The organism is Geomonas oryzisoli (assembly GCF_018986915.1).
Lineage (GTDB): Bacteria > Desulfobacterota > Desulfuromonadia > Geobacterales > Geobacteraceae > Geomonas > Geomonas oryzisoli.
In genome coordinates this window covers 2,623,872-2,649,456 of sequence record NZ_CP076723.1, presented here as the reverse complement: position 1 = coordinate 2,649,456, position 25,585 = coordinate 2,623,872, and the positions used below count along the sequence as shown (strand labels likewise).

General features: G+C 63.9%; 23 protein-coding genes. 16 read left to right on the top strand and 7 right to left on the bottom strand.

Going from position 1 to position 25,585, the window contains the following annotated elements:
• The first annotated feature begins 1 nt into the window (after position 1).
• Positions 2-1,171, top strand: coding sequence for a glycosyltransferase family 4 protein (locus KP004_RS11575; protein WP_216798699.1), 1,170 nt, complete (start codon positions 2-4; stop codon positions 1,169-1,171).
• Between the two features lie 49 nt (positions 1,172-1,220).
• On the opposite strand, the gene dinB is transcribed toward KP004_RS11575, so the two are convergent.
• From dinB to lexA, 3 genes are read right to left on the bottom strand one after another with little or no spacing between them, the layout of a single operon-like run.
• Entirely contained in the window at positions 1,221-2,450 is a 1,230-nt protein-coding gene (gene dinB, locus KP004_RS11570; protein WP_216798698.1) for a DNA polymerase IV, read from the bottom strand.
• Positions 2,451-2,453: 3 nt separating this feature from the next.
• On the bottom strand, positions 2,454-2,699 hold the full coding sequence (locus tag KP004_RS11565) for a hypothetical protein (protein ID WP_216798697.1): 246 nt from the start codon (positions 2,697-2,699) through the stop codon (positions 2,454-2,456).
• A 4-nt stretch (positions 2,700-2,703) separates the two neighbouring features.
• Positions 2,704-3,309 (bottom strand): transcriptional repressor LexA, encoded by a 606-nt coding sequence (gene lexA, locus KP004_RS11560; protein ID WP_216798696.1) that lies wholly within the window; start codon positions 3,307-3,309, stop codon positions 2,704-2,706.
• 310 nt (positions 3,310-3,619) lie between these two features.
• On the opposite strand from lexA, the gene KP004_RS11555 reads away from it, so the two are divergent.
• Complete coding sequence (locus KP004_RS11555; RefSeq protein WP_239026782.1) at positions 3,620-4,840, top strand: porin; 1,221 nt, start codon at positions 3,620-3,622, stop codon at positions 4,838-4,840.
• A 51-nt stretch (positions 4,841-4,891) separates the two neighbouring features.
• On the opposite strand, the gene KP004_RS11550 is transcribed toward KP004_RS11555, so the two are convergent.
• Positions 4,892-5,755, bottom strand: coding sequence for a ChaN family lipoprotein (locus tag KP004_RS11550; protein ID WP_239026781.1), 864 nt, complete (start codon positions 5,753-5,755; stop codon positions 4,892-4,894).
• A gap of 132 nt (positions 5,756-5,887) precedes the next feature.
• Between KP004_RS11550 and KP004_RS11545 the strand changes: the two genes are divergently transcribed.
• The 4 genes from KP004_RS11545 (at position 5,888) to KP004_RS11530 (ending at position 9,635) form a co-directional block, all read left to right on the top strand.
• Positions 5,888-7,921 (top strand): M1 family metallopeptidase, encoded by a 2,034-nt coding sequence (locus KP004_RS11545; protein WP_239026780.1) that lies wholly within the window; start codon positions 5,888-5,890, stop codon positions 7,919-7,921.
• 261 nt (positions 7,922-8,182) lie between these two features.
• Positions 8,183-9,001 carry a flagellin N-terminal helical domain-containing protein gene (locus KP004_RS11540; RefSeq protein WP_216798694.1) on the top strand — a complete coding sequence of 273 codons (819 nt, stop codon included), beginning with the start codon at positions 8,183-8,185 and terminating at the stop codon, positions 8,999-9,001.
• 56 nt (positions 9,002-9,057) lie between these two features.
• Positions 9,058-9,291, top strand: a complete 234-nt coding sequence (locus KP004_RS11535) for a hypothetical protein (RefSeq protein WP_216798693.1) — start codon at positions 9,058-9,060, stop codon at positions 9,289-9,291.
• 191 nt (positions 9,292-9,482) lie between these two features.
• Positions 9,483-9,635: a GSU3473 family protein gene (locus tag KP004_RS11530; protein WP_239026779.1), complete on the top strand. Its 153-nt coding sequence runs from the start codon at positions 9,483-9,485 to the stop codon at positions 9,633-9,635.
• A 257-nt stretch (positions 9,636-9,892) separates the two neighbouring features.
• Here the strand turns inward: KP004_RS11530 and KP004_RS21130 are convergent, their stop codons facing one another.
• From KP004_RS21130 to KP004_RS11515, 3 genes are all read right to left on the bottom strand, one after another.
• On the bottom strand, positions 9,893-10,615 hold the full coding sequence (locus KP004_RS21130) for a PEP-CTERM sorting domain-containing protein (RefSeq protein ID WP_239026778.1): 723 nt from the start codon (positions 10,613-10,615) through the stop codon (positions 9,893-9,895).
• A 178-nt stretch (positions 10,616-10,793) separates the two neighbouring features.
• A complete protein-coding gene (locus KP004_RS11520; RefSeq protein WP_216798691.1) occupies positions 10,794-11,468 on the bottom strand; it encodes a CAAX prenyl protease-related protein in 675 nt (224 codons plus the stop codon).
• A gap of 159 nt (positions 11,469-11,627) precedes the next feature.
• Complete coding sequence (locus KP004_RS11515) at positions 11,628-12,269, bottom strand: PEP-CTERM sorting domain-containing protein (protein ID WP_216798690.1); 642 nt, start codon at positions 12,267-12,269, stop codon at positions 11,628-11,630.
• A gap of 443 nt (positions 12,270-12,712) precedes the next feature.
• On the opposite strand from KP004_RS11515, the gene prsT reads away from it, so the two are divergent.
• The 10 genes from prsT to KP004_RS11465 all read left to right on the top strand — a co-directional run bounded on the left by prsT (position 12,713) and on the right by KP004_RS11465 (position 25,562).
• Positions 12,713-15,358 carry an XrtA/PEP-CTERM system TPR-repeat protein PrsT gene (gene prsT / locus KP004_RS11510; protein WP_216798689.1) on the top strand — a complete coding sequence of 882 codons (2,646 nt, stop codon included), beginning with the start codon at positions 12,713-12,715 and terminating at the stop codon, positions 15,356-15,358.
• A gap of 78 nt (positions 15,359-15,436) precedes the next feature.
• Positions 15,437-16,792, top strand: coding sequence for a TIGR03013 family XrtA/PEP-CTERM system glycosyltransferase (locus tag KP004_RS11505; protein WP_239026777.1), 1,356 nt, complete (start codon positions 15,437-15,439; stop codon positions 16,790-16,792).
• 17 nt (positions 16,793-16,809) lie between these two features.
• Positions 16,810-17,616, top strand: a complete 807-nt coding sequence (locus KP004_RS11500; RefSeq protein ID WP_216798687.1) for a polysaccharide biosynthesis/export family protein — start codon at positions 16,810-16,812, stop codon at positions 17,614-17,616.
• Between the two features lie 16 nt (positions 17,617-17,632).
• Entirely contained in the window at positions 17,633-19,120 is a 1,488-nt protein-coding gene (locus tag KP004_RS11495) for an XrtA system polysaccharide chain length determinant (RefSeq protein WP_239026776.1), read from the top strand.
• A gap of 52 nt (positions 19,121-19,172) precedes the next feature.
• On the top strand, positions 19,173-20,024 hold the full coding sequence (locus KP004_RS11490) for an XrtA-associated tyrosine autokinase (RefSeq protein WP_216798686.1): 852 nt from the start codon (positions 19,173-19,175) through the stop codon (positions 20,022-20,024).
• An 18-nt stretch (positions 20,025-20,042) separates the two neighbouring features.
• On the top strand, positions 20,043-21,197 hold the full coding sequence (locus tag KP004_RS11485) for an XrtA/PEP-CTERM system-associated ATPase (protein WP_216798685.1): 1,155 nt from the start codon (positions 20,043-20,045) through the stop codon (positions 21,195-21,197).
• The gene (locus KP004_RS11480; RefSeq protein WP_216798684.1) at positions 21,194-22,435 is read left to right on the top strand and encodes a TIGR03016 family PEP-CTERM system-associated outer membrane protein; all 1,242 of its coding nucleotides are present in this window, start codon (positions 21,194-21,196) and stop codon (positions 22,433-22,435) included. The genes KP004_RS11485 and KP004_RS11480 overlap by 4 nt, the downstream gene beginning before the upstream one ends.
• A complete protein-coding gene (locus tag KP004_RS11475; RefSeq protein ID WP_216798683.1) occupies positions 22,432-23,322 on the top strand; it encodes an XrtA system polysaccharide deacetylase in 891 nt (296 codons plus the stop codon). The genes KP004_RS11480 and KP004_RS11475 overlap by 4 nt, the downstream gene beginning before the upstream one ends.
• The gene (locus KP004_RS11470; RefSeq protein ID WP_216798682.1) at positions 23,319-24,353 is read left to right on the top strand and encodes a FemAB family XrtA/PEP-CTERM system-associated protein; all 1,035 of its coding nucleotides are present in this window, start codon (positions 23,319-23,321) and stop codon (positions 24,351-24,353) included. Before KP004_RS11475 ends, KP004_RS11470 begins: the two co-directional genes overlap by 4 nt.
• Positions 24,354-24,365: 12 nt before the next feature.
• Complete coding sequence (locus KP004_RS11465) at positions 24,366-25,562, top strand: DegT/DnrJ/EryC1/StrS family aminotransferase (protein WP_216798681.1); 1,197 nt, start codon at positions 24,366-24,368, stop codon at positions 25,560-25,562.
• Positions 25,563-25,585: the final 23 nt, after the last annotated feature.

Below are 25,585 nucleotides of genomic sequence, written 5' to 3'. Positions count from 1 at the left end.
CATGGGAAGCGACATCAACGTGGTATTCATGGGGAAATTCGGCTACCCCTCGGGGATGGCATCGACCAAGCGGATCCAGCATTTCCTGGATTATCTGAACCTCAATTCGGCGAGCACCAGGGTGCTGCAGCTAAGGCCCACGGGGGAGGTCCCGGACGAGGACCTGGAAGGGAGCTATCAGGGGACCCCGTACCGGCGCATCGGGGCCGATCTCAAGCTCGGGTTCTCCCTGCTTCCGGCCCTGTTCAGGTATCACAGGGACGGGATCGTCGCCCTGAAGCAGTGGCGGGTCCCGCAGGTGAGAAACGTGCTCTACAGCTACGGCGGGGTGACGGTCGAAAATCTTCTTTTCATCCTGGCGGCGAAGCGCATGGGGTATTTCGTCGTGTTCGACATCGTCGAGGACAGCACCTATATCGACGACAAGCTGAGCCTCCCCGGGAAGCTCAGGTGGCTGGCCGGCGAGGTCCTGGACCGGTTCTTTCTGGGGCTGGCCGACGGCGTGGTGGTCATCTCCAATTACCTGAGAAAGCTCTACGGCAAGAAGGTTGCGCTGTCGGTACCGCTGTGCCTGATCCCGATCTCGGCCAAGTGCGAGGCGCAAGGTGTCGGGGAAAGGGAACCGGGGCCGATGAGGATCGTCTACGCGGGGTCGTTCGCCAGGAAGGACGGCATCGAGCAGCTCCTGGACGCCTTCGAGAAGGTGCAGGAAAAGAAGGGGAACTGCACCCTCATGCTCTGCGGCACCGGGGCGAGCGTCAAGCTCTACCAGCCGCGCATCGCGGCGAACCCCGCGATACAGTACATCGGCTACCTGGAGAACAGTGCCTTCTACCGTTTTTTGCAGGGGGCGGACGTTCTCTGCGTGACCCGGACCGGCTCGACCTACGCCAACGCTGGTTTCCCCTTCAAACTGGGCGAATACCTGGCCACCGGCAACCCGGTGATCGTCTCGGACGTGGGAGACGTGCGCCGCTACCTGAGCCATATGGAGGACGCCATCATCGTCGAGCCCGGCAACGTCACCGCCATCGCCGGTGCCCTCGAGTACTGCCTCGACCACCCGGAAACCGCCGCGAAGATCGGCCGAAGCGGGGCGGACAAGTGCCGGCGCTACTTCGACCCGGCGGCAAACGGGAGGCTGTTGCTGCAGCTGATCCGGAGGCTGTGACAGCCCGCCCGCAGGACCGCTCTCGTTAACCTTCATCCCGCGGTACCGCTCACTCCGCGTCTACGTTGCGAACCCCCTCCGGCTTCCAGGCCGGCGAAATGACCTTGGCGCCGCATTCCTTGCCGAGCAGGGTGCCGAAGGTGACCGAAAAATCCCCGAACCTGTTGTTGACACGATCCATGGCGCTCGCCACGAGCGCCTTTTTTCGTTCGCTCTCAAACAGCGGCAGCTGCTCGGCCTGGTGGGTGAGGTTGGTGATGCGCACGCCGAGCAGGCGGACCGGCTGAGCAAGCTCCAGCTGGTCCAGCAGCTGTACCGCGTCCCGGTAGATCTCGTCACTGTTGTTGGTGGGGGCCGATCGGCTCATCTGGCGGGAGAAGGTGGTGAAATCCGGGTAGCGGACGGTCAGGGTCACGGTCTTGCCGGTGACGCGGTATTTCCGGGCCCGTCTCCCCACCATCTCGGAGAGCTGCAGCAGCACCGCCAGTATCTCCGAGCGCTGGCACAGGTCGGCGTCCAGCGTGGTGCTGTGACCAACACTCTTCACCTCCTCGGCCTCCTCCTCGGGGACCACCGGCGCGTCGTCCACACCCAGCCCCATGTAGTGCAGCCGCTCCCCGGTAACTCCGAATTTCTTCTTCAGGATGTCGACCGGGAACCTCGCCAGCTCGCCGCAGGTCCTGATGCCGAACGCCGCCAGCTGCTGCTGGGTCTTGGCGCCGATGCCGCACAGCTGCTGGATCGGCAGCCGCTCCATGACCTGGGCCACCCGCTCCGGTGCGATCACCGTGAGCCCGTCGGGCTTCTGCATGTCCGAAGCGAGCTTGGCCAGGAGCTTGTTGGGCGCGATCCCTACCGAACAGGTGAGCCCGAAACGCTCCCGGATGCGCTCCTTGATCATCCCGGCGATCGCTTCCGGGGTGCCGAAGAGGCTCAGGCTCCCGGTCACGTCCAGGAACGCCTCGTCGATGGAGAAGACCTCCACGAGCGGGGTGTACTCGCGCATGATGCCGATGATCTGCTTCGAGGTGTAGCTGTACTTCTTGTTGTTGCCGACCACGAAGATCAGTTCCGGGCACTTCTGGCGCGCCTCCCAGCTGTTCATCCCGGTCTTGACCCCGAAGGCGCGCGCCTCGTAGGAGCAGGTGGTGACGATGGTGCGCTTGGCCGCGCCGATGACGGCAACCGGTTTCCCCTGCAGGGCGGGGTTCGACTGCTGCTCCACCGAGGCGAAGAAGGCGTTCATGTCGATGTGCAGGATGATGCGCTGCTCTGCCAAGTCCTACTGCTCCTCGACCCCCATAAGGGTCCAGTTCTGGTCGGAGGTGTCGTACATCAGTTCGTAGATGTTGCTGTCGTCACAGACCGCGAAGTGCAAGCGGGTGGCGCCCCCCAGGGAGTCCTGCCATGAGTAGGAGAGGCGGGTGACGGCGTGCTTTTGGCGGCGCCACTCGAACCAGACCGGCCGGATCCCGGCGCCGGGGGCGAAGATGGCGGCGACCCTTATGCTGTCGCACAGGCGCTGCATGAAATTACTCCATCTGCCGGTAGATGCCAACAACTTTCCCGACGATGGACACCTCGCCGTCACCCTCCTGTACGAAGATGGGTGCGTAGTTGGGATTCTCGGGCTGCAGGCGGATCCGGTTCGCCTCGCGGTAAAACCTCTTCAGGGTTGCCTCTCCGGCCACCATGGCGACCACTATGTCCCTGTTGTGCGCGTCCGGTTGCGGGCGCACCAGCGCGAGGTCTCCCTCCTTGATGTGGGCGTGGATCATGGAATCCCCCTTCACGCGCAGGAAGAAGGTCCCCCCCTTGTCCAGCTGGGAGCGGTCGATGGTGAAGTGCCCCTCGATGTCCTCGATGGCCGGGTGCAGCGCCCCGGCCCGGACCGTCCCCACGATGGGCAGACTCGCTCCCTGACCCTGCCGGTTCAGGGTGATCCCCCGGGTGCTCCCCTCCTGGCGGCGCAGGTACCCCTTCTTCTCCAGCGCTTCCAGGTGTTTCAGGACCCCAAGCGTTCCGCTCACACCGAGCTTCGCCCCTATCTCGCGCAGGGTGGGGGGGTAGCCGTAGTCTTCGATGTGCTCGGCAACGATCTCCAGCACCTGCTGCTGCCGTGACGTCAGTTGCTCCATTGGTTGATCACCTCCTGGTTATCTGATGACAACCTTATCAGGTGGTAACCATCCCGTGTCAATACCCAAATCGGACCGAGACTGCCGTCTTGAGTATTAAATTTTTCAAATTATAGTGTAGCGGTGTTCCAGGTGATGCAGCGCCAGCCAGATCAAAACGGAGGCCGCCATGGCAAGCAAGGTCACGCAGGTGAAGGGTGCAGCGACGTGGAGACAAAGAGGCGGGAGAGGTGGTAACGGAGGCGGCCGGTCCGCCGGAAGGTGTACCAGAGGGGGCGCAGACCGGGGGGGCAGGGTGGCCCTGGGCGTCATGGCGACATGCCTGCTCCTGCTCTGTTGCTCGCTCGCACTGGCGGCCGACGAAGCGGTGTATCACACCCCGCTTGCCGGCGAGGCGAAGCGGGTGACCTTCATGGGACAGCAGGTCGACATCCCTGCCGTGGACCGCGCCGACATGACCTCGATCACGGTGGGCGCCTCGTTGCTGGCGCCGGCCCAGGGGCAGAGCCCGATCATCCCGGTGGCCGCCCTCTACCATCGGCGCATCACCGAGCGCGGCTACGCCCGGGCCATGGTGGCGGTGTTCGTCAACGAGCTCGATTACCTGCGGGACCTCGGGGGATGGGACCTGGTGGCCCAGTTCGAGAACGACACGCTGCCGGTGGCGGGACGGGAACTGCGCAACGGCGAAGAGATCCGCGGCACCGCCCTCTATCACGGCGTCCTGCTCGGGTCCCTCGGCGTCGGCTGGCGCCGGCCGGTCTATCCCTTCCAGGTCGACAACGATCTCAGGGTGCAGATGGTGGCGCGCGGGGGATATTTCTACGCCCACCGTGAGACGGACAGCGCTCCCGGCCTCTGGGTCCCCCCCAACACCCCCCTTTACGGCGCGCGGCTGCGTTGCCGCTACGACGGCTTGCGCCGCAACCTCCTGGAGCTGCCGCATGAGGGGGTGGCCGCAGGGTTCGACGTCGATCACCTGCACCGGGACAGCTGGAGCGGCGAGACCGGGGTTGCCGGCACGGGAGACCTCGATTACACCCAGGTGGAGGGGTACCTGGTCGCGGCAGCGGGGGTGCCGGGGCTCTCCGAGCGCAACCGGCTCCTGTTCAGCCTTTACGCCGGGGCCACGGCACAGGGGAGGGGGGACCGCTTCAACGCCTTCCGCCTGAACGGCGCACCATTCCCGAGTGAGCAGTACGACCTCGCCTGGCCGCACTATTCCGGGGTGATCTACGACCGGGTGCTGGCGCGCGGCTATGCCACCGCCAGCGCGGGTTACCGTCGCGAGCTCACCTTCTTTCTCTACCTGAGCACGCTCGGCTCCTACATCTGGGCGGACCGCTCCAGCGCGGTCGGCAACAACCGGGTCGACTTCGACGAGATGCACGGCGCGGCCGCCACCGTCGCCCTGGACAGCGCCTTTGTCTGGGATTCGTCGCTCTACCTGGCCTGGAGCTGGGAGTCGGGGGTGATGCGCAACGGCCGTTCGGGCAACGGCGTCACGCTGATGTGGAACAAGCTGTTCTGAGGGAAAACTTGCAATCGCGAGGAAATGGACTTAATGTGGCACGGCCTCCCCTCAACGTGAGGGGAAGCTGGCCAGGTAGTCGACGAAATCGGGAGAGGCCTTGCCGTCGCTGAACTCCCTGATCTCGGGCATGAGCACCAGGGTGGAGAGCTTCGCCCCCTGGCGTGCGAGCTGCTCCGGGATTGCGTTCTTCACCGCGTGCCAGACCCCGCTGAGCACCACGATCTTGGTCTTGGGCGCCTTTTTGCGGTAGCGGGCCACGTTGGTCGCCATGCCGGAGTTGCGCAGGGTCTGGGCCTCGCAGAAGTACTGGAACACCCGCCCCTTGGCGTTGTGCTTGAAGATCTCGCCGAAGGATTGTTTGAGAAATTCCGTGTGCGGGTTGTTCAGGTCGCAGGTCGTCCCCTCTGGGAGGTTTTTGCGCTCCTCCGGGGTGAGCGAGGCGTAGCCGCCGCGCGAAACCTTGATCACCAGCTCCTTGGGGACGTTCAGGCCGATGATGGGGATCCTGTTTTCCCGGGCGAACATGAAGATGTCACGGTAAAGGCGCCAGTCGTAGGACCAGTTCCTGGCGAAGATGGGGCGGAACTCCGCCTCGGACATGGTTCCCGCGACGAAGGCGTCCAGCTCCTTCTGGTAGTCCGACTGCATCACCTCCACCCCGATGGCCAGCGGCAGCTTGCGCGCTTTGAGCTCCCGGATCACCTCCAGCTGCAGGTCGTGGTGCCGCGCCTCGTCGTGCACCTCGCCGATCAGCACCAGGTCGGCTGCCTCGGCCTTGGCGACAACTTCCTGCAGGGGGACCGCCTGCCGGTCGCTGACGCGGGTGATCGACTGACCGGCGCGGGCGTGGCAAGGGAGCGTCAGGATGGACAGTACGGCGAAGAACAGGGCGAAGGTCTTGGGCATGGTCATCTAAGGTCCTCGGTCCGTTTTGGTTGGAAGCCGCAGCCTACACCAACGCCGCTACGATCACAACTTTAATCGCTTCTCGCCCGGCGTCGCGAGAGGCTTCATGGTGCGGGAGCCGCGCCGCGGGAGGTGTCTGTGAAGCTGGTTGCCGTTTTGTCATCGCTTTTTTCCGTACTGATCGTTGCGGCGCTCCCCCTTTTCGCCGTGGCCTCGGGGGCTCCCGCCGTGGCAAGCCAGGAGATCGCGGTAACCATCGATCCCCCGCGGCACGAGATCACCGGTGACACCCGCATCGTCTTCGCCCCCGGTACCCGGTCGGTCCGTCTGAGGCTTGCCAAAACCGCCCGGATCGAGTCCGTGCGCTGCGGCGGGCGCGACCTTCCCTTCACCTTCCGCTCCGGTGCCATCGACATGGAGCTCCCGCAAGGCGAAAACAGCGTGGCGATCTCATTCCGGGCCGGCTTCAACGACCAGGTGTCGCGGCATCCCGCGGCCGGCGAGGATCCAAGCTACGGCGTCAACGCCGCCATTGGCAGCGAGGGTACCTTCCTCGGCGGGGGCGCCTTGTGGTACCCGCTTCCGGAGCAGGTCCCCGCCCGCCGCAAAATCGCCGTCACGGCGCCGGCCGGCATCGAAGCGGTCACCTTCGGCGCCCGGCTTTCCCGGGAGACCTCCGGTGGCACCACCCGTTCCGTGTGGCAGGAGGAACGCCCGGTCGGCGGGCTGTCGCTGTGCGCCGGCCCCTATCTGGTCGAGGAGCGCAAGGCTGCGGGGATCACGCTCTACAGCTACTTCTACCGGGACAACGCCGGGCTCGCGCCGCGCTACCTGGATGCGGCGGCCAGGTACCTCGCCCTGTACCAGGAGCTCTTCGGCCCGTACCCCTTCGAGAAGTTCGCCATCGTCGAGAACTTCTTCCCCACCGGTTACGGGTTCCCCTCCTTCACCCTGCTGGGCGGCTCCGTCATCAGGCTCCCCTTCATCGTGGACACCAGTCTGCCGCACGAGATCGCCCACTCCTGGTGGGGCAACGGCATCGATGTCGACCTGTCGGAAGGGAACTGGTGCGAGGGGCTGGTGACCTATCTGGCCGACTACCTGCTCAAGGAGCGCCGCTCGCAGTCCGAGGCGGTGGAATACCGCAGGCAGCTCCTCATCGACTACGCCTCCCTGGTCACCCCTGAAAACGATTTTCCGCTCTCCGCCTTCGTGAGCCGCAACGATCCCGCCTCCCGGGCCATCGGCTACGGCAAGGCCGCCATGGTGTTCCACATGATCCGCTCCCGGATCGGCGACCAGGCCTTCTTCGGCGCCCTAAAGGACGTGGTGCGGCAGCGGATGTACCGCGCCGCCTCATGGAGCGACCTCCTGAATGCCTTCACCCGGGCCTCCGGCAAGGACCTTTCCGATATCAGGTCCCTCATCGAGCGCACCGGGGGAGCGAGACTTTCCCTGGGCGACGCGCGGAGCCGGCGCCAGGAAGCCGGATGGCAGGTGACCGGAACGGTGCGACAGTCCCCGCCCTACTTCGCGCAGGACGTCCCGCTGCGGCTGGAAACCTCGGCGGGGGCGCGCACCCGGCTGGTGGCGGTTGCGGCACGGGATGCCGCCGGCTTCGAGCTCGCCGCCCCCGGGGAGCCGCAGCGCCTGCTGCTCGACCCGGATGCGGAGATCTTCCGCATCCTCGCCCCGGGGGAGATACCGGCCACCGTGAACAGCATCAAGGGCTCAGGCAACCTGATCGGGGTCATCACCCGGAACTGCCGGGCCGACCAGGGGAGCTTCAGGGCCTTTCTCGCCTCGCTCTCCCAAGGCAAGGCGGGCATCGTCGACGAGGCGGCGCTGCGACCCGAGCAGGCCGCGGCGCACGACCTGCTTTTTTGCGGCATTCCCGGTGACCTGTCACTGCTGCCTCCCGGCGCGGAGCCCCCGGCGGGGGAGGCGGCACCAGCGGACTCGCTGCGCTTCACGGTACTGCAGCGCAGGACGCCTGCCGGCGGAGTGTTTGCGCTGTTCGAACCGGGGTCGCAGGCCGCCGCCGCCCAGTACGGCCCCAAGGTGACCCACTACGGCAAATACGGCGACCTCTTCTTCTCCGGCGGCGCCAACCGACGCAAGGCGACCGCAGCCCCCGCCGACGCTGGGGTGGTGTCGCGCTTTCCCCAATAGCCCCTCGTAGACCCCGCCGGCGCCCCATCACCGGGGCGCCGGAACCGCGCTCAAGCTCCGTCCGCAACATCTCCACCCATTCCCTTTGTTTTTTTGAATTAAAAAAAATTTAAGATATACTCCCCGAGGTCGATAAGCAGACTACGTGCGTGCGGAGGGGGCGCCGAACTGGCCACTCTGCGACCTTTTTCCGTGCGAGCAACGCAAGCGGTTGGAAAACCACCGGCAGAACGCCGGGCCGCCCAGAAAAGGAGTAACGCCATGACAGTAAGTGATATCTCTTTGACCGCCGGGATGAGGACCAACCTTTTGTACCTGCAGAACACCAGCCAGTTGCTGAACCGGACCCAGCAGCGGCTGTCGTCGGGCAAGCAGGTCAACAGCGCGCTGGACAACCCGACCAACTATTTCGCCGCCCAAAACGCCAACCAGCGCGCCAGCGACCTCTCCGATCGCAAGGACGGCATGTCCGAAGCGGTGCAGACGGTAACGGCGACCAACGCAGGCATCACCGCCATCACCGGCTTGATCAACGCAGCCAAAGGTGTTGCCCAATCCGCCCTCTCCACCAGCGACACAACGGTCCAGTCGAAGCTCGCCAACCAGTACAACACGATCCGCAGCCAGATCGACAACCTTTCCTCCGATTCGGGCTATCGCGGTCTCAACCTGTTGAGCGACATCAACACCCTCACGGTCAACTTCAACGAGGACGCCACCTCCACCCTCGACGTGGTAGGTTTCCTGGCGAACTCCAACGGCCTTAGCCTCACCGCGGCCAGCGGCAACTGGCAGACCGTTTCGGACATCACCACGGATACCGCCAAGATGGATACCGCCATCTCGACCCTCAGGGTGAACACCCAGGCGCTGGCCGCCAACCTCAACATCATCACCACGCGCCAAAGCTTCACGGACCAGATGATCAACACCCTGCAGACCGGCGCCGACAACCTGACCCTCGCCGACATGAACGAAGAGGGCGCCAACATGCTCATGCTGCAGACCCGCCAGTCGCTGGGCACCACCTCCTTGAGCCTCTCCTCCGCCGCGGCCCAGGCCATCCTCAGGCTGTTCTAGCTTTTCCCGGCGGGATGGCGCAGCCATCCCGCCTTCCCCCAGGGTAAGGAGCGGATATGAAACGATCACAGCGTCCGCCGATGTGCAGCCTGCTCAAGGATGGCGCCCGAACCGGCCCTCAGCCCGCCTCCCCGGACGCGACTGCAGCGGCGGGGGGAGAGAGCGCCGCCGCCGTCGATCTTCGGCGGGAAGGTGCCAATATCCAGCAACTCATGAAGGCCCAGCAGGAAGCGCAGCCCCCACTCGCCAATTCCTCGAGGCTGGCCCTGGTCGTCCTCGGGCAGTTCTAGCCACTGAGAAGCCCCCCCTACGCAGGCGAAGCAATAATCGGTAAGGCCGGTCTGAGAATTGCAAAAGTATCTGCTGACGAAGGTCATAACCAGAAACTGCGCTAAGTTGACAAAAGCTGCAGCGCGAGGGGGCAGTTATGCTGGTTCAAGTGCATTGGACAAACAAGAGGTATGACTACGTAAAAGATTACATGCTGGAAAGCCTCATCGAGGCCGGTGTCGTCGCCAGGTTCCTGCGCTCGTCCGGCTGGGTCATCGTGGGAGTCGACCCGATCCGATCGTCGAGAGTAAAGAAGAGCTATGCAGGTCCCGAACGAAGGCATCCCGGCAGCGCGGCGGCCTGATCGGGGAACTGTCGATTTGCTTTACAGCACCCCCCCCGGGGTGTCGGGATTTCTAACAACAAGCCGGCAGACGCTTGCCGCTCCTTTTGCAGAGGGTGCTGTCGAAGCAGACGGCACCCTTTTTTTATCCTTTCCTTTTATAGTTCTCCAGCGCAAAAAAAATACTCCCCTCGGGCGTCGGTCCAAGGGGAGTATTTTTGTCGAGACTATGGGTGTTTCAGCTGTTCAAGTGAAGACTTAGTCTTCCGTTCAGACGGTTATGCCGCGTTGTTTCTGCGGCGTTTGCTGAAGACGGCCAGGCCGAGGAAGCCCGTGCCGAGCAGCAGGAAGGTGCCGGGTTCGGGTACCGGCGGAGGGTTACTGGTCATGGCAGCCCACTCTTCGAAACCGTCGTTAGCGCCCTCGAACTCGGAGTAAAGGGTGAAATACCCGCTCTTGCCGGTGAAGAGGCTGGTGGGGACATACATGTAGATGTCACCCCATCCGCTGCCAGGATTCAAGTCATAGTTCATGTGGACAACATCGCCGCTGGAGAAGCCCCATATCTGCTCGCCGAGGTCGGTGAAGTTCGGCTTGCTGGAATCCCCGGTACCGCCCACAAACAGTTTCACATCGGTCAGATCGAGCAACGGGTTGTGGTCGGTCTGGTTGATGTCCAAAAGAAACTTGTAGTAGCCATCGGTGGCGACCAAGTTCGACAGCAGCAGGGAGTGGGTGTAAATGCTTGCTTTGTCATCGAGTGGCGGTTTTTGCGCGTCGGTGTTGTAGCCGCTTTCCGTACCTTCCTTCTGGATTCTCAGAAATGGGTTGATGTATCCGGTGCCTGTCGGATGTTGATCGTTGGTTGAGAAGTTCACGACCCCTATGCTACCGCTGGACGGGGAAGTGGTCAGATCAACAACTGAGGCGTTTGCTACCGCAGCACCTATGAACAATCCCAATGCCGCAATAACCGTCGTTACCTGCCTGATCGTTCTCATGGCTTCCTCCTTTTGCTCCCGTAACCTGATTGGTTGACATACATAACGCCAGCTGCGGTAATCATCTAGCAAAGGCCGGGCCAGTTCTGCAACTTCTCAGGATGACATGCGTTTGCTCCTCAACCGCCAGGGGAGGTGGCAAGGGTGTAAAGTTCTTCGACAAACCGCCCATCAAGCTCTACCAGAAATACCACCTGCCGGTGCCAAGGACGTAGCAGGCGAGGGCCATGTTGGTGACGGCATGGGCAAGCACGCAGTGGGCGATGCTGCGGGTCCGGTACAGGAGGATGTTGTAGGCCGCCCCGGCTGCCAGGCCTGCCAGGAAAAAGTGATGTTCAAGGGCAAACAAAACAGTGGTCGCGGTGAAGGCTCCCCAGTTGAAACGGCCGATGGGGACCGACTCGAAATCCGCCTGGATCAGGTAGCGCAGCAGGAACGAGCGCCAGAACAACTCCTCCATGACCGGGACCACCAATACCGCGCCCGCGACCCTGGCCGCCGTCATCAGCAGGCGCGGTCCGCCCTCGGAGAACAGGGCCGGGTCGAACCCGGCCGGGGCGCCCACCATCGGCAAGGTCACCGGGAGTTTGATCCAGAGCAAGAAGGTTGCCGCTCCGACGCAAAGGGAAAGCGTGGTGGCCTTGAGGTCATTGAGATCCCGCAGGCGCAGTTCCCGGTATCTGTTCCAGAAAAAAAGGAGCAGCAGCGCGGTTGCGCCGGCCTTGAGCGGGTACAGCGTGTTCAGGGCCGTGTCCGGCAGTGACAGCCATGGTTTCACGACGTCAGTGCGTAACCCTTCTTCAAGGGCGATGAACCCCATAAAAACGGCGAAGGGGAGGACACGTGGCAGCATGACGCTGCGCAACCTGTATTGGGGAGCCGAAGTAACTCTCATGAGGAAGGTGTCTACCATATAGGTACCCGCCTGTCCACCTGGCTATCTGGAAAGTCGGCATCACTTTCCCCAGAATATCCTTTCAAACGCGCCAAGAGGCGCTGATTGTCGATGCAGCTAAGCCCTCTTGCGGCGTTTGCCGTAGATGGCGAGACCGAAGATGCCGGTACCCAACAGCAGCACGGTGCCCGGTTCCGGGACAGGAGCGGCCAAGACATGGTACGCGTCGGGGTTGCTCGGGTCGTAGTCCAGCATGCTTCTTACCGCGAACCCAAGGTACTCCACGTCGGTGCGGTCCGGCCCCAGCAGTGAGAGGTCGAAGCTGAAGTTCTTCATGTCGACCGGGTTTTTCTGGTTTGGAACCACCTGGTAGTCGCTGAGGTAGGTGGCGCCATCGGCCTGGACGAAAAGGGCCAGCTCCCAGGGGCTGTTGTTGACGTTGGCCAGTCTCAGCTCGAAGCTGTCGACTCCGGTGAGGTCGCTCTTGCCGGCGCGGGCGGCGTCGACACCGACGTAGCTGTACACGTAATAGGGGAGGGCGCCGGGGGCCATCGGCCTGGACATGTTCTGGATGAACAAGGTTCCCGTCGGGGTGTAGTCAAGCGCCTTGAACCAGCCGCCATACTCCTCCTGGTTGTTGGAGCCGATCACAGTAGCCGTCAGCAGTTCCGAATTGCTCAGGGTGATGTAACTCCCCTGGGCTGCGCCCGTCGCCATGAAAAGCAAAGCACCAGCCACTAATGCCGCAAAACCCTTCATTTTTGTCTCCTTTTGTTGGTTTAGTTAACAAATTCAAATGTGACAGCGGCTAGAGCAAGAGGCGTGCCTTATGTTAAAAATCGCTAACATAGGCTTCTGAAACGCCGTTCAAGCTTGCAGCGTCGCCGCCATGTGTAAAAATATTCGACAGGGAGACAACTTCCGAATCGTGCCGCTGCTGCCGCCACTGTCTGGCAAACCCGGCTGGGGAGGCGGGCCTGCTGCCGGGACCGAACCCTCCCGGCATGGCGGTAAACGACGTGCAGGCGAAGTGCAGGACCTGCCTGTTTCAGGCTCTGATGGCGGTTTTTACTCACAGCCCAAGCCGCAGTGGCCTGAGAATTAGCTTGAAAAGTGAAAGCCATTCTGCTAAGAGTGTGTTAGAAAGTTTTAATTGTATCTAATTTACTGTGGACGCCGTCAGAGCTGTCTGGAGGTTGGCAATGAAACTGGGCTTAATGCTATTGCTGGTGCTGCTTAGCCTTTCCGGTTGTGGCAGCAAGACAAAGGAAACCCTTTATGAGGAGGGGGTGAAGCAGCTCAGCGGTGGTAATCCTGCCGGTGCAGTGGTCTATTTCAAAAACGCCCTCGAAAAAGACGCCAACTTCTACGATGCCCGCCTGCAGCTCGCCAAGGCCTATGCCGCTCTCGGCAAAAACGAGCAGGCGGAAAAGGAGTACACCAAGGTCCTCACCCTGAACCCTTCCCGCGACGACGTGCTGCTCGAGCTGGCACGGCTTTACAACGCCATGCACAAAGGGGAGCAGGGGGGCAAGATGGCCGAAAGGTACCTGGCCGTGCACCGGGACGACGCCCAGGGGCTCGAGGCGCTGGGGAGTGCCTATGCCGTGCGCGGCAGATACCAGGAAGCGCTGGGGCTTCTGGAGCGCTCTCTCGCTGCGGACCCGAAGCGTCCCGCCACCAAGCTGCAGCTTGCTTCCGTCGATCTCGCGCTGGGGCGGGTGGACAAGGCAAGGACGCTGCTTGGCGAAGTCGTGCAGGGGGACCAGAAGAATTTCCAGGCCCTCTCGATGCTCGGTTCCCTGGAGCTTAGAGCCGGCAGCGCCGACCGTGCCGCGGGGTGGTACCAAAAGATCGTGCAGCTGGACCCGGGGCGAACCGATGCCGCCTACAAGCTGGGCCTCATCCGGGTGGAGAAGGGTGAGCTGGAGGCCGCCGAGGCGTCTGCCGACCAGATGATGAAGCAGTACCCGAAAAAGGGTGAGGGGTACCAGCTGAAGGGGGTGGTCAGCTTCTACAGGAAGAAGTACGACGACGCCATCACCTTCCTCATGCAGGCGGTGAAGCTCGCACCCTCCTCGGACGGTTACCAGTTCCTGGGGCTTAGCTATTACAACAAGGGAGAACTGGAAAGCGCGCTCAGCCAGTTCCGCGTGATCGTGGACCGGGTCCCCACCTCGCGCCAGGCCCGGCTCATGATCGCCCAGACCCTTTTGGCGCAGAAGCGGGTGGACGACGGCATTGCCGAGGTGAAGAAGATCCTGGCCCAGGACGACTCCGATGCCGTGGCCCACAGCCTCTTGGGGAGCGCTTACCTGCAGCAGGGGTTCTACGAAGAAGGGATGCGGGAGCTGGACGTCGCCACGCGCCTGGACCCGAAACTGGTCCAGGCCCACATCAAGAAGGGCGCCTTCTACTTCAGCAAAGGAAAGGGCGCCGAGGGAGAGAGCGAACTGGCCCTCGCGGTGAAGGGTGCCCCGGACGCCCTGAACAGCAGGCTGCTGCTCGCCTCCTACTATCAACAGCAGGGCAAGCGTGACAAGGCGCTCGCCCTGGTCCGTTCCGGCATGACCGGGGGCAAGGGGGACGCCCCGCTGTACAACGCGCTGGCCGGGTTGCAGTTCGCCGCAGCCGACAAGGCCGGCGCCCTGAAGAGCCTCGCGCAGGCCAAACGCTCCGACCCCCTGTTCCCGGCGAGCTACCACAACCTGGCCGGCTTTTACGCCGCCACTGGTGATTACCCGAAGGCGATGGCCGAACTCTCCGAGTTGCAGACCAGGGTCCCCGGCAACCTGCGGGCCTTGCTGGGGCTTGCCTCCCTGAGCGAGCTGGTCGGCAAAGACGCCGATGCCCTCGGCTACTACAAAAAAGCGCAACAGACCAGGAGCCTCGAGGCGTACCTCGTGCTCGCGGCCTATTACCAGAAGAAGAACGCCCCCGACAAGGCGCTCGGCGTGCTCGACGAGGCCGCCAAGCTCGACCCCCGCGCGCTCGCGCCTTTGGAGGCGAAGGCGCGGATCCTTTTGGCGCAAAAGGAATACAAAAAGGCGCTCAAGGTCTATGACGAGGTGGAGGCGCTCGAGCCGGACCAGGGCACCCTGCTGAAAGTGGGAGCCTACCTGGCCATGAAGGAGAAGGGGAAGGGGATAGAGCAGGCCGAGAAACTGATCGCGCGCCATCCCGGCTCGCCCCAGGGGCATCTCGTCCTCGCCCGGGTCCACCAGGGAAGCGGAGACACCGCCGCCGCCTTTGCAGAGGCCAACAAGGCGGCCAGGATAGCGCCGGGTAGCGCGGAACCGCGCCTGCTCCTCGGCGATCTCTTCCGCGCCAAAAACGACACAGCCTCCGCCATGAAAAGCTATCAGGAGGCGCTCAAGGTGCAGCCCGAGTCGCTCCCCGCGCAGCTTGCCGTGGCGAACCTTCTGCAGAGGACGGGGCAGCAGCGCGAGGCCGCTGACCGTTACCGGGCGATGCTGAACAGAAATCCGCGCTTCGTGCCTGCCCTGAACAACCTGGCCTACCTGAGCGCGGACGGCTACGGGAGCAAGGAGGACGCCCTGAAACTTGCCGTTGCCGCACTTTTCCAGGAACCCGGCAACCCGGGCATCCTGGACACGGTCGGCTACGCCCTGTGCCGGAACGGCCGCGGCGCCGATGCCGTGAAGGCGCTGGAACGGGCGGCGAACATGCTGCCGGGCGACCCGACGGTGCGCTACCATCTCGGGCTGGCGTATCAGCTGGTGGGGGACCGCGGCAAAGCACGGAAGGCGCTCCAGGAATCCCTGGCCATGGGGGATCATCCCGACCGGAAGGCGGCCCAGACGCTGCTGGCACAGTTGACGAAGTAGCAGCGCTCCCGCCGACGGGCGCTGGCATGGGGAGAAACGGTACGGCATCTTATGGATCTTCGGGTTACCTTATACATCTTGGTTGATGCCGTCCTCGCCCTCGCGGCCCTGCTCCTCGCGGCGTGGGCCAGGTTCGGCGGACTGATCCTGAAAGCGGAATGGCAGCCCGACCAGGCCATGATGGCGGCGGCCCTGTTCGTGGTCGTGGTCCTGTTCTCCTCCTACCTCATGGAGGTGTATGTCCTTCCCAAGGAGAGCCGCAAGCGGGACATACTGGCCACCTGCGTGCAGGCGGGGTGCGCCGCGTTCTTCTTCCTTTCCGTGGTCTACTACCTCTCGCCTGAACTGATGTTGGGGCGCGGCGTGCTCTTCTTCGCCCTGGGCTTCTTCATCATCCTGCAGTTCACCTGGTACGCGATCTCCGGCATCGGTGCCCGCAGGGTCCCCTTCGCGCACCGGGTGCTGATCCTGGGCACCGGCGACCTGGCCTGCCAGCTGGGGGGGCTTTTGAGCTCGCAAAGCGGCTCCTTCACCCTGGCCGGCTTTCTGGAGTGCGACGAGCGGCACCGCCCGGAGCAGACCGTGCACCAGCCTGAGCTGTTCAGCTCCCAGATCATCCCCGAAAGCGACGATCTGCTCCAGACCGCGCGGGACCTGAAGGTTTCGACCATCGTGGTGGCACTGACCGAAAGGAGGGGGGTGCTCCCCTTGCAGGAGATGATGCGCTGCAAGCTAAACGGCATCGAGGTCCTGGACGCGCCGACCTTCTACGAGACGGTGCAGGGAAAGCTTCTCCTGGAGGAGATGACCCCGAGCTGGATCATCTTCTCCAGCGGCTTTCACCACACCGCCCTCGTCAACGTGTACAAGCGCTGCGTCGACATCATGCTCTCCCTGACAGGGCTGTTGCTTGCCGCGCCTGCCTTCCCCCTGATCGCCCTGGCCATCAAGCTGGATTCCCCCGGCCCGCTCTTTTTCGCCCAGGAGCGGGTGGGGCTCGGGGAGAGGAGCTTCACCCTGTACAAGTTCCGCTCCATGTGCCAGGACGCGGAGCGCGACGGCGCGGTCTGGGCCGCGAAGAACGACGCCCGCATCACCCGGGTCGGCGCCTTTTTGAGGAACTCGCGCATCGACGAGATCCCGCAGCTGTTCAACGTGCTGCGCGGCGAGATGAGCTTCATAGGCCCACGGCCGGAGCGGCCGGAGTTCGTGGAACGACTGAAGCGGGAGATCTACTACTATTCCAAGCGCCACACCATCAAGCCCGGGCTGACCGGCTGGGCCCAGGTGCGCTACCCCTACGGCTCGACGGTGCAGGACGCCATCGAGAAACTCCGTTACGACCTGTACTACATCAAGAACCTATCCGTCTTTCTGGACACCCAGATCCTCATGGAAACGGTGAAGGTGGTCCTGTTCGGGCGGGGAAGATGAGGTGAAAGGAGGATGTCATGAGGATGAGGTACTGGCTGTTGTTGCTGTTGGTCCTTTGCAGCTTCCCGTTGTCGGTTTTTGGGGGGGACTACGTCATCGGCGAGGGGGACGCCCTCGACATCGCCGTTTGGGGCGTGAAGGAACTGAACTTCCCGGTGCGGGTGCGCCCCGACGGCAAGATCACCGTCCCCGGCCTGGGCGAGGTGGTCGCCAGCGGCAGCACGCCGAGCCAGCTGCAGACCCACCTGGCCGGGCGCCTCAAGGAACTGGTGAAAAATCCCATCGTGACCGTCACGGTGCGCGAGATCACCAACTCCAAGGTCTACATCTTCGGCTCCGGCGTCAAGGCCAACGTCTATGACCTGTCCCGGCGCACCACGCTGCTGCAGCTTTTGTGCATGCTCCCGGAGGTGAAGACGGCCGACCTGAGAAACGCGTACCTGCTGCGCGACGGCAAGAAGCTGAAGGTCGACCTGCACCGCCTCTTCATCCAGGGGGACACCACCCAGGACCTGGTGATCGAGACCAACGACTCGCTGTTCGTGCCGCTTCTGACCGACCGCAGCGTCTACGTCCTCGGGGCGGTCAACATGCCCAAGTCCATCGAGTACCGCGAGGGGATGAAGGTGATGGAGGCCATCCTGGAGGCGGGGGGCTTCACGAAGTTCGCCGACCAGAACGACGTGGTGGTCAGGAGGAAGGAGGGGGAGCAGTCCCGCTCCCTGGAGGTCAAGGCCAAGAAGCTTTTCAAGGAGGGGGATCTCTCCCAGAACATCGACCTGAAGGCCGGGGATTACGTCCTGGTGAAGGAAGCCTTTTTCTAAGCTCAAGGGGGTAGCCGTGCAGGAATCCGAATACAGGAAATACATGCAGCTCGTGGCCCGGCACAAGGAGCTCTACGTCCTTTGCGCCCTCGTCATCATGACCGTCGTCTTCGCGGTGAGTTACCTCCTGCCCCGCAAGTACGAGTCGTCGAGCACGGTCTTCATCGAGAAAAACGTGATCAGCGAGCTGGTCAAGGGGATCACCGTGACCCCCTCCATGGAAGACACCATCAACGTCCTCACCTATGCCATCACCAGCCGCGCCCTGCTCACCAAGACCATGGAGAGCCTGGACATGAACCTCGGCAAGGAGGCGAACAACGAGGAGCTCATCAAGGAGCTGCAAAAGAACATCACGGTGAAGGTGAAGGAGAAGAACAACCTCTTCATCATCTCCTTCGTGCACTCCGACCCGAGGATTTCGCGCGATTTCGTGAACACCCTGGTGCGGCTGTACATCGAGCAGAACACCTCCTCCAAGAGGGGCGAGTCCTACGACGCCACCAAGTTCCTCTCCGAGCAGATCTCCGCCTTCAACGTGAAGCTGCAGAAAGCCGAGAACGACCTGAACGCCTACAAGCGCGAGAAGGGGGGGATCATCTCCATCGACGAGGGGAAACTCTTCGAGGAGATCAACCTGGCCCAGCAAAAGCTCTACGACCTGGAGCTCAGGCGCAGGCAGCTGGAGGGGATGCGCCAGGCGACCCGCAAGGCCAACGACCCCCTGCAGTCCAAGCTGCTCGCGCTGCAAAAAAGGCTGGACGACCTGAGGGTGCAGTACACCGACAGCTACCCCGAGGTCCTCACCGTGAAGAGCGACATCGAGACGGTCAAGGAGCAGCTCAAGGCGAGAAAGGGGGCGGAACCGCAGCCCCTGGACCCGCAGGAGCTGGCCAAGATCGAGTCCGAGGTCACCGCCTTGAAGAACGCGGAGGCGGGGCTTAGGCGCTACATATCCCAGAGCAAGCAGACCCTGCAGAGCATCCCGACCGCCAAGGCGGGACTCGCGAAGCTCGAAGTGGAGCGCGAGAACCAGAAGAAGATCTACGACCAGCTCTATTCCAGGCACGGCCAGTCCGAGGTCTCCAAGCAGATGGAGGTGCAGGACAAGTCCACCACCTTCCGCATCGTCGATCCGGCCGTACTCCCGGTGAAGCCGTCGAGTCCCAACCGGCTCATCATCATGCTCGCGGGCATACTCGCCGGAGTGGCGGGGGGGCTCGGCTTCCTGGCGCTGCGCGACCAGTTGGACGGGTCGGTGAAGGAGGTCTCCATGGTGAAGGGGCTGGGGGTGCCGGTGCTGGCCGTGGTGCCGCGCATGCTGGACCTGCCGCAGGCGCTGAAGCTGCGCAGGAGATCGCTGCGCATCTTCGCCGGGGCGGCCCTGTACTTCCTGCTCCTGCTGGTGTTCCCGGCCATGGAACTTCTCGATCTGCCCTACATGGACAGGCTTTTGGACCACCTGGCGCCGGTCAGCCAGGGGATCAAGGGGATGATGCACTAGCGACGCCCCGCCCACCCCGCGCGAGGGGGGAGCGGCGGCAGAGAGGTTATCTATGAGCAGAATAGAAATGGCGATGGAAAAAGCCGCCCAGCTGAGAAAGGAAGGGATCCCGCAGCAACCGGGCGATGGGAGCGCGGCCGAGGTCGACCGTTCAGTTCACACGCAGGCCCCGGCCGGCGTGCCGCCGACGGTCCCCCCCGAGCGGGTGCTGGCGCCCAAGCATCCCTTCCTGGTGAACCTCCTCGATCCCCACAGCCCGGCGGCCGAGGAGTACCGCAAGTTGAAGTCGGTGTTGGTCAAGCTGACCGACGGGGAGCCCTTCAAAAACGCGATCATGGTGACGAGCTCCGTTCCCGGCGAGGGGAAGAGCCTGACCGCCCTGAACCTTGCGGTGAGCCTGGCCCAGGGGCTGGACCACACCGTGCTGTTGGTCGACGCCGACCTGCGCCGCCCCTCGCTGCACCACTACCTCGAGATCGAGCAGGGGGTGGGGCTTGCCGACATCCTGAAGGGGACGGCGGAGATCCCGCAGGCCATCGTGCAGACCGGCCTGGGCAAGCTCTCCCTGATCCGCTCCGGGAGCCGGGTGGAAAACCCCGTGGAGCTCTTCACCTCGCAGAAGATGCGTGTCCTTGTGGACGAGTTGAAACACCGCTACCCGGACCGCTACCTGATCTTCGATACGCCCCCGCTGCTCCCCTTCGCGGAGAGCCGGGTCTTGGCCAACATCGTCGACGGGGTGCTCCTGGTGGTGAGGGAGCGGCTTCCTTCCCAGGACGAGCTCCTGGAGGCGTACGAGGCGGTGAAGGGACCCGGGCTCCTGGGGGTGGTGTACAACGGCGCCGACGACGTTGGGCATGGGGAGCGCTACTCCTACTACAAGCATTACCAGGGGGCGCCGTAACCAGCGAGGCGACAGATCATGTACTTGGAATTTTTCGGCTTTGCAAAGAAACCATTTGAACTGGTGCCCGACCCCGATTTCATCTATCTCTCCCGGTCGCACCGCAAGGCGGTCACCTACCTCGACTACGGCATCAGGGAGCGGGCGGGCTTTCTCCTTCTGACCGGCGACGTGGGGAGCGGCAAGACCACGCTGATCCGCGACCTGATCGGCAAGAAGTACGAGCGCGTGGTGCTCGCCAAGGTGTTCAACACCCGGGTCAGCATCGAGCAGCTTTTGGCCATGATCAACGAGGAATTCGGCATGGACGCGGCGGGCAAGGACAAGGTCTCCCTGCTCAGGGACCTGAACGACTTCCTGCTCGATCAGTACGCCGCCGGCAACCACCCGATCCTGATCATCGACGAGGCACAGAACCTGGAGGCCGGCCTGCTCGAGGAGGTGCGCCTGCTCTCCAACCTGGAGAGCTCGCACAACAAGCTTTTGCAGATCATCCTGGTGGGGCAGCCCGAGCTGCGCGACACCATGGCGAGCCCAGGGCTCATGCAACTGCGCCAGCGCATCAGCGTGAGCTGCCACCTGCACGCCCTGTCCCTGGAGGAGACCCGGGCCTATATCCTGCACCGCATGAAGGTCGCCGGCAACCCCGAGGCGGTCCACTTCACCGAGGAGGCCGTGGAGCTCATCTACCGCTTCAGCCGCGGCATCCCGCGCCTAGTGAACATCATCTGCGATTTTCTCATGCTGGCCGCCTTCGCGGACGAGGTCCGCACCGTCACCGCGCAGATGACCGAGGAGGTGGGGGCCGACCTCGACTTCGAGAGGACCTACTGGGGGGGAGGTCCCGACCTCCCTCCCGAGGGCGCCCTTCCCGGCGGTAAAGCGGGGGAGGAGCTCCTGGGGCGCATCGAGCGGCGTCTGGAGGCCATGGAGGACGAGCTCTCCGCGAGGCTTCCCCAGGCCCTGAAGAGCGTCGCGGAGACCATGCACAAGATGCAGGCCGACTTCTCCCACCGGGCCGCGGAGCAGGACCGGCGGGTCGCCGAATTGGGTGAGAGGCTCGCCACGGTCTCCAGCGCCGTGCAGGGGCTGGCTCTTTCTGCGCCGGACCGTCCCGCCGCGGGGTTTGCGCGGCGTCTCATGGACGGGGTAGGCATGGGAGGCAAGAAATGAGAAACGCTCTCTTAGGCATCACCTGCCTGGCCTCTGTGGCGGCGCTCTCCACCGGGGCCCCGGCGCTGGCCGCCGATTACCGGTTCACCCCGTCGCTCGTCGTCGGTCAGGAGTACAACGACAACCTGTTCCAGAACGCACGCAGTCCGGTCACCGATTACGTGACCCGGGTCCAGCCCAACCTCGCCCTGAAGGCCGACGGGGGCGGGTTCGCCGCGGCTCTTTCCTACGGCATCGATTACCGCTACTTCGCCAAGGGAAGCCGAAGCGACGAATTCGATCACCGCGCCTCCATGACGGGAGCCTTCAAGTTCCTGGATGACTTCCTCCACCTGGACCTCTCGGACAGCTACAGCCGTGTGTCGACCGACGTGGTGCGCGATGTGGTCACCGAGAGCCTGGTGGTGAATCAGACCCTGCAGAACAACGCGCTGATATCCCCCTACGTGACGTGGCGCCTTCCCGGCGACTCCTCGTTGAAGACCGGCTACCGCTACCGCGACACCCGCTACTGGAGCGGACTGGGGATCGACAAACAAGAGCATGACGGTTTCGCCACCTGGAGCAAAGAGGTGAAGGAAGGGCTTGTCTTCAGCACCTATTACAGCTACGCCCGCGTCACTACCAGCATGAACAACCTCGATCTGCACCAGGTATATGCCGGGCTGCGCTATGACTACCGCCCCGGTACCTTTATCTACGGTAACCTGGGCTACGACTGGCAGCGCTTCGACAACGGCGCCAGCATGAACAACCCTTTCTGGGACGTAGGTGCCGGGCATGACTTCGGAGTGGTGAACGCGGCTGCCGGAACCAAGGTGCAGTACGCCGAGGACCCGCAGACCATCATCACGAGGACCGTCACCCATTACGCCTCCCTGAACCGCAGCTTCTCGCGCGGGTCGGCGGGCTTCAACGCCTCCTACTCCAAGTTCGACAAGCAGCAGCGGGCCGCGGGGGAGGTGCAGAAAAAGATCTATCTCGGCCTGAACGGCCGCTACGAGCTGCTCCCGGTTCTTGCCATGACTATGAACCTTTCCGGGGACCGTCTGCAGGGACACAGAGGCTCGGAGTACCCCTACCACATGACCGGTGGGGTCGGTCTGGACTATTCCCTCGGCGATCACGTGGTGCTTGGCACCAACTACACCTACATCACCTATCGCAACAGCTTTGGGAGCACACTGGGGGGAGTCGAGGCAAACCGCGTGATCGTGGAGATGAGGCTGACCAGATGAACGTCGTGAACGCCCTCACCGTCGATGTGGAAGACTACTTCCAGGTTTCCGCCTTCGATCCGTACGTGGAACGGGACAGGTGGGACCAGTACCCGCTCAGGGTGGAGGGGAACACGGCGCGGGTGCTGGACCTGTTCGATTCATTCGGCGTCAGGGGGACCTTCTTCATCCTCGGCTGGGTGGCCAGGCGCTGCCCGCACCTGGTGCGGGAGGTGCGGGACCGGGGGCACGAGATCGCCTGCCACGGTTTCGGCCACGAACTCGTCTACCGCATCGGGCCGCAGAGGTTCCGCGAGGACGTGCGCTGCGCCAAGGCGCTGTTGGAGGACATCACCGGCGACCAGGTGGTCGGCTACCGCGCGCCCAGCTACTCGATAACGAGGCGGTCGCTCTGGGCGCTGGACATCCTGATCGAGGAGGGGTTCCGCTTCGACTCGAGCATCTTCCCGGTCTACCACGACATCTACGGTCTGCCGGGTGCGCCGCGTTTTCCGCATCTCATACGCCGCCCCTCGGGGGTGATCCGGGAGTTTCCCCTCAGCACCTACCCCCTCCGGTTGGCGGGGCGGGAGTTCCTGCTGCCGGTGGCGGGGGGAGGGTACCTGAGGCTCTTCCCGGCCTCCCTGCTCGGCCGCTGCATAGACGCGATCAACGCCAGGGAAGGGGAGCCCGCGGTGCTCTACTTCCACCCCTGGGAGATGGACCCGGACCAGCCGCGCATCCGCGCGGGAATGAAGTCCCGGTTCCGGCACTATCTGAACCTTGCCAAGACGGAGGGGAAGCTGCGGCAACTGCTGTCGGGGATCCGCTTCGGCACCATGAGCGAGGCGCTGTCGGGGGCAGGAGGGGAAAAGCCCCTCGCCGAGATCACCGGGGTGTACTCATGAACGTGGTCTCGGTCGAGCGCTACCGTGGGGACGGACAGGAGTGGGACCGCTTCGTCTGCTCCCACCCGGCCGCGACCAGCTACCACCGCTACTTCTGGAGGCGGGTGCTGGAGGAGAGTTTCGGGCACCCGGGGCATTACCTCTTGGCCCATTCCGGCGGCACGACCGTGGGGGTGCTCCCGGTCGTCCATATGAAAAGCATGCTCTTTGGCAGCTTCCTGGTTTCGGTCCCCTTCTTCAACTACGGCGGGGTGCTCTGCAGCGACCCCGCCGCGCGGGACGCGCTCCTGGCGGAGGGGGAGCGGCTCATGGCCGAACGCGGCGCGTCCTACCTCGAGCTTCGTCACCTGGGGGAGCCCCTCCCCGGGCTGGCTACCCGCAGTCACAAGGTCACCATGATCCTGGACCTCGCCGCCGACCCGGACGGCCAGTGGGGGAGCTTCGGCCCCAAGCTGCGCAACCAGGTGCGCAAGGCGCAAAAAAGCGGGCTGCAGGTCGCCACGGGGGGGCGGGAGCTGCTGGACGGGTTCTACCGGGTGTTCTGCCGCAACATGCGCGACCTTGGGACACCGGTGTACGGCCGGGCGTTTTTCGAGAACGTGCTGGAGGCCCGGGACGCCCAGGCACGGGTCATCTCGGTGCTTGCGGACGGCGAGACCATCGCCTCCGGCATCATGACCCGTTTCCGGGACACGGTCGAGGTACCCTGGGCCTCCTCCAACCGTGACTTCCGGGACTGCTGCCCCAACAACATGCTCTACTGGGAGGCCATCAGGCTCGCCATCGGTGCGGGGGCGCGACAGTTCGACTTCGGGCGCTCGACCCCGGGGGAGGGGACCTACCACTTCAAGAGGCAGTGGGGCGCTGAGCCGGTCCCCCTTTACTGGCAGTACCTCCTGGCAGACGGCGTGAGGCCTCCGGAGCTCAACCCCGCCAACCCGAAGTTCCGTCTCGCGGTGAAGGGGTGGCAGAGGCTGCCGGTCGCGCTCACCAGAATCCTGGGTCCCCCCATCGTGAGGAACATACCTTAGAGGAGCGGTCCCATGCGCATCGGCAGAACTCTTCCCCCGGCAGCCACACCGTTATCCTTGAGGGAAATCCTCTGCGGCGTCCGGGCCTTTTTCTCGGGCGACAAGGCCCTCGAAAGGTTCGAGGAGGAGCTGAAGCGGTACTACGACATGCCCCACGTCTTCCTGCTCAGTTCCGGGAAGGCGGCCCTCGCCGTGATCCTGTCCGCCCTTAAGGAAACCGGCGCGGGCCGGGACGAGGTCCTCATCCCCGCCTACACCTGCTACTCGGTCCCCGCGGCGGTGGTGAGGGCCGGGCTCAAGGTGCGCCCCTGCGATATCGATCCCCGCACGCTCGATTTCGACTGGGCGAAGCTCGAAGAGGCCCTGGCCGGGGGGCGTGTCCTGTGCGCGGTTTCCACCCACCTCTTCGGCCTTCCCGCCGACGTGGAGCGGCTCAGGCGGGCCGCTTCCCGGTACGGGGTCGCGGTGGTCGAGGATGCGGCCCAGGCCATGGGGGGAGAGGCCGGGGGAAGAAAGCTCGGCACCCTCGGGGACGTCGCGCTCTTCAGCCTGGGGCGCGGCAAGGCCCTCTCCACCGTTTCCGGCGGCATCATCCTGACGGGGGACGCGCGACTGGGCGCTGCCATAGGGCGGATCACCGGGGCGCTGCCGCGTGAAGGGTGGATCGATGGTGTGACGGCCCTTTGCTACGCGCTCGTGCTCTGTGTCCTGGTCCGCCCCGGCCTGTTCTGGCTTCCCAAGGCCCTGCCGTTCCTCGGGATAGGGGACACCACCTTCGAACCCGGTTTCGGGATCAAACGGCTGGGCGCGTTTCAGGCGGGGCTGACGCTTGGGTGGCAGGACAAACTGGCCCGGATGCGCGCGGCGCGTCTTGAGCGTGCGGCCGTCCTGGAGCGGGCGGGGCTCGAGGTGCCGGCCCCTCTCGGGGGGGCGCTCGCCAACCTGATCAGGTTTCCCGTTCTGCTCGAGGATGGGGAGCAGAGGCGGTGGTTGATCGAAAAAAGCGAAGCGGCCGGGCTGGGGGCGGCAACGGCCTACCCGGACGCCGTCCCGAACATCCCGCAACTGCGGGGCATGGCGGCCTGCGCCGCTCCCTGCGCCGAACAGGTGGCGCACCGGTTGGTGACGATACCTTTGCACCCGTACGTAAGGATGCGCGACCTCGAGGATCTGCTGGGGCTGGTGCGGGAGTCGTACCGGGCCCGTTGAACTGAGGGTTCATGGAGAGAATC

What these genes read in the sequence shown, in the direction of transcription:
- KP004_RS11575 (WP_216798699.1), top strand. Translation starts at nt 2, where the DNA reads ATGGGAAGCGACATCAACGTGGTATTCATGGGGAAATTCGGCTACCCC.
- KP004_RS11565 (WP_216798697.1), bottom strand. Translation starts at nt 2,699, where the DNA reads ATGCAGCGCCTGTGCGACAGCATAAGGGTCGCCGCCATCTTCGCCCCC.
- lexA (WP_216798696.1), bottom strand. Translation starts at nt 3,309, where the DNA reads ATGGAGCAACTGACGTCACGGCAGCAGCAGGTGCTGGAGATCGTTGCC.
- KP004_RS11555 (WP_239026782.1), top strand. Translation starts at nt 3,620, where the DNA reads ATGGCGACATGCCTGCTCCTGCTCTGTTGCTCGCTCGCACTGGCGGCC.
- KP004_RS11550 (WP_239026781.1), bottom strand. Translation starts at nt 5,755, where the DNA reads ATGACCATGCCCAAGACCTTCGCCCTGTTCTTCGCCGTACTGTCCATC.
- KP004_RS11540 (WP_216798694.1), top strand. Translation starts at nt 8,183, where the DNA reads ATGACAGTAAGTGATATCTCTTTGACCGCCGGGATGAGGACCAACCTT.
- KP004_RS11535 (WP_216798693.1), top strand. Translation starts at nt 9,058, where the DNA reads ATGAAACGATCACAGCGTCCGCCGATGTGCAGCCTGCTCAAGGATGGC.
- KP004_RS11530 (WP_239026779.1), top strand. Translation starts at nt 9,483, where the DNA reads ATGCTGGAAAGCCTCATCGAGGCCGGTGTCGTCGCCAGGTTCCTGCGC.
- KP004_RS21130 (WP_239026778.1), bottom strand. Translation starts at nt 10,615, where the DNA reads ATGAGAACGATCAGGCAGGTAACGACGGTTATTGCGGCATTGGGATTG.
- KP004_RS11520 (WP_216798691.1), bottom strand. Translation starts at nt 11,468, where the DNA reads ATGCTGCCACGTGTCCTCCCCTTCGCCGTTTTTATGGGGTTCATCGCC.
- KP004_RS11515 (WP_216798690.1), bottom strand. Translation starts at nt 12,269, where the DNA reads ATGAAGGGTTTTGCGGCATTAGTGGCTGGTGCTTTGCTTTTCATGGCG.
- prsT (WP_216798689.1), top strand. Translation starts at nt 12,713, where the DNA reads ATGAAACTGGGCTTAATGCTATTGCTGGTGCTGCTTAGCCTTTCCGGT.
- KP004_RS11500 (WP_216798687.1), top strand. Translation starts at nt 16,810, where the DNA reads ATGAGGATGAGGTACTGGCTGTTGTTGCTGTTGGTCCTTTGCAGCTTC.
- KP004_RS11490 (WP_216798686.1), top strand. Translation starts at nt 19,173, where the DNA reads ATGAGCAGAATAGAAATGGCGATGGAAAAAGCCGCCCAGCTGAGAAAG.
- KP004_RS11485 (WP_216798685.1), top strand. Translation starts at nt 20,043, where the DNA reads ATGTACTTGGAATTTTTCGGCTTTGCAAAGAAACCATTTGAACTGGTG.
- KP004_RS11480 (WP_216798684.1), top strand. Translation starts at nt 21,194, where the DNA reads ATGAGAAACGCTCTCTTAGGCATCACCTGCCTGGCCTCTGTGGCGGCG.
- KP004_RS11475 (WP_216798683.1), top strand. Translation starts at nt 22,432, where the DNA reads ATGAACGTCGTGAACGCCCTCACCGTCGATGTGGAAGACTACTTCCAG.
- KP004_RS11470 (WP_216798682.1), top strand. Translation starts at nt 23,319, where the DNA reads ATGAACGTGGTCTCGGTCGAGCGCTACCGTGGGGACGGACAGGAGTGG.
- KP004_RS11465 (WP_216798681.1), top strand. Translation starts at nt 24,366, where the DNA reads ATGCGCATCGGCAGAACTCTTCCCCCGGCAGCCACACCGTTATCCTTG.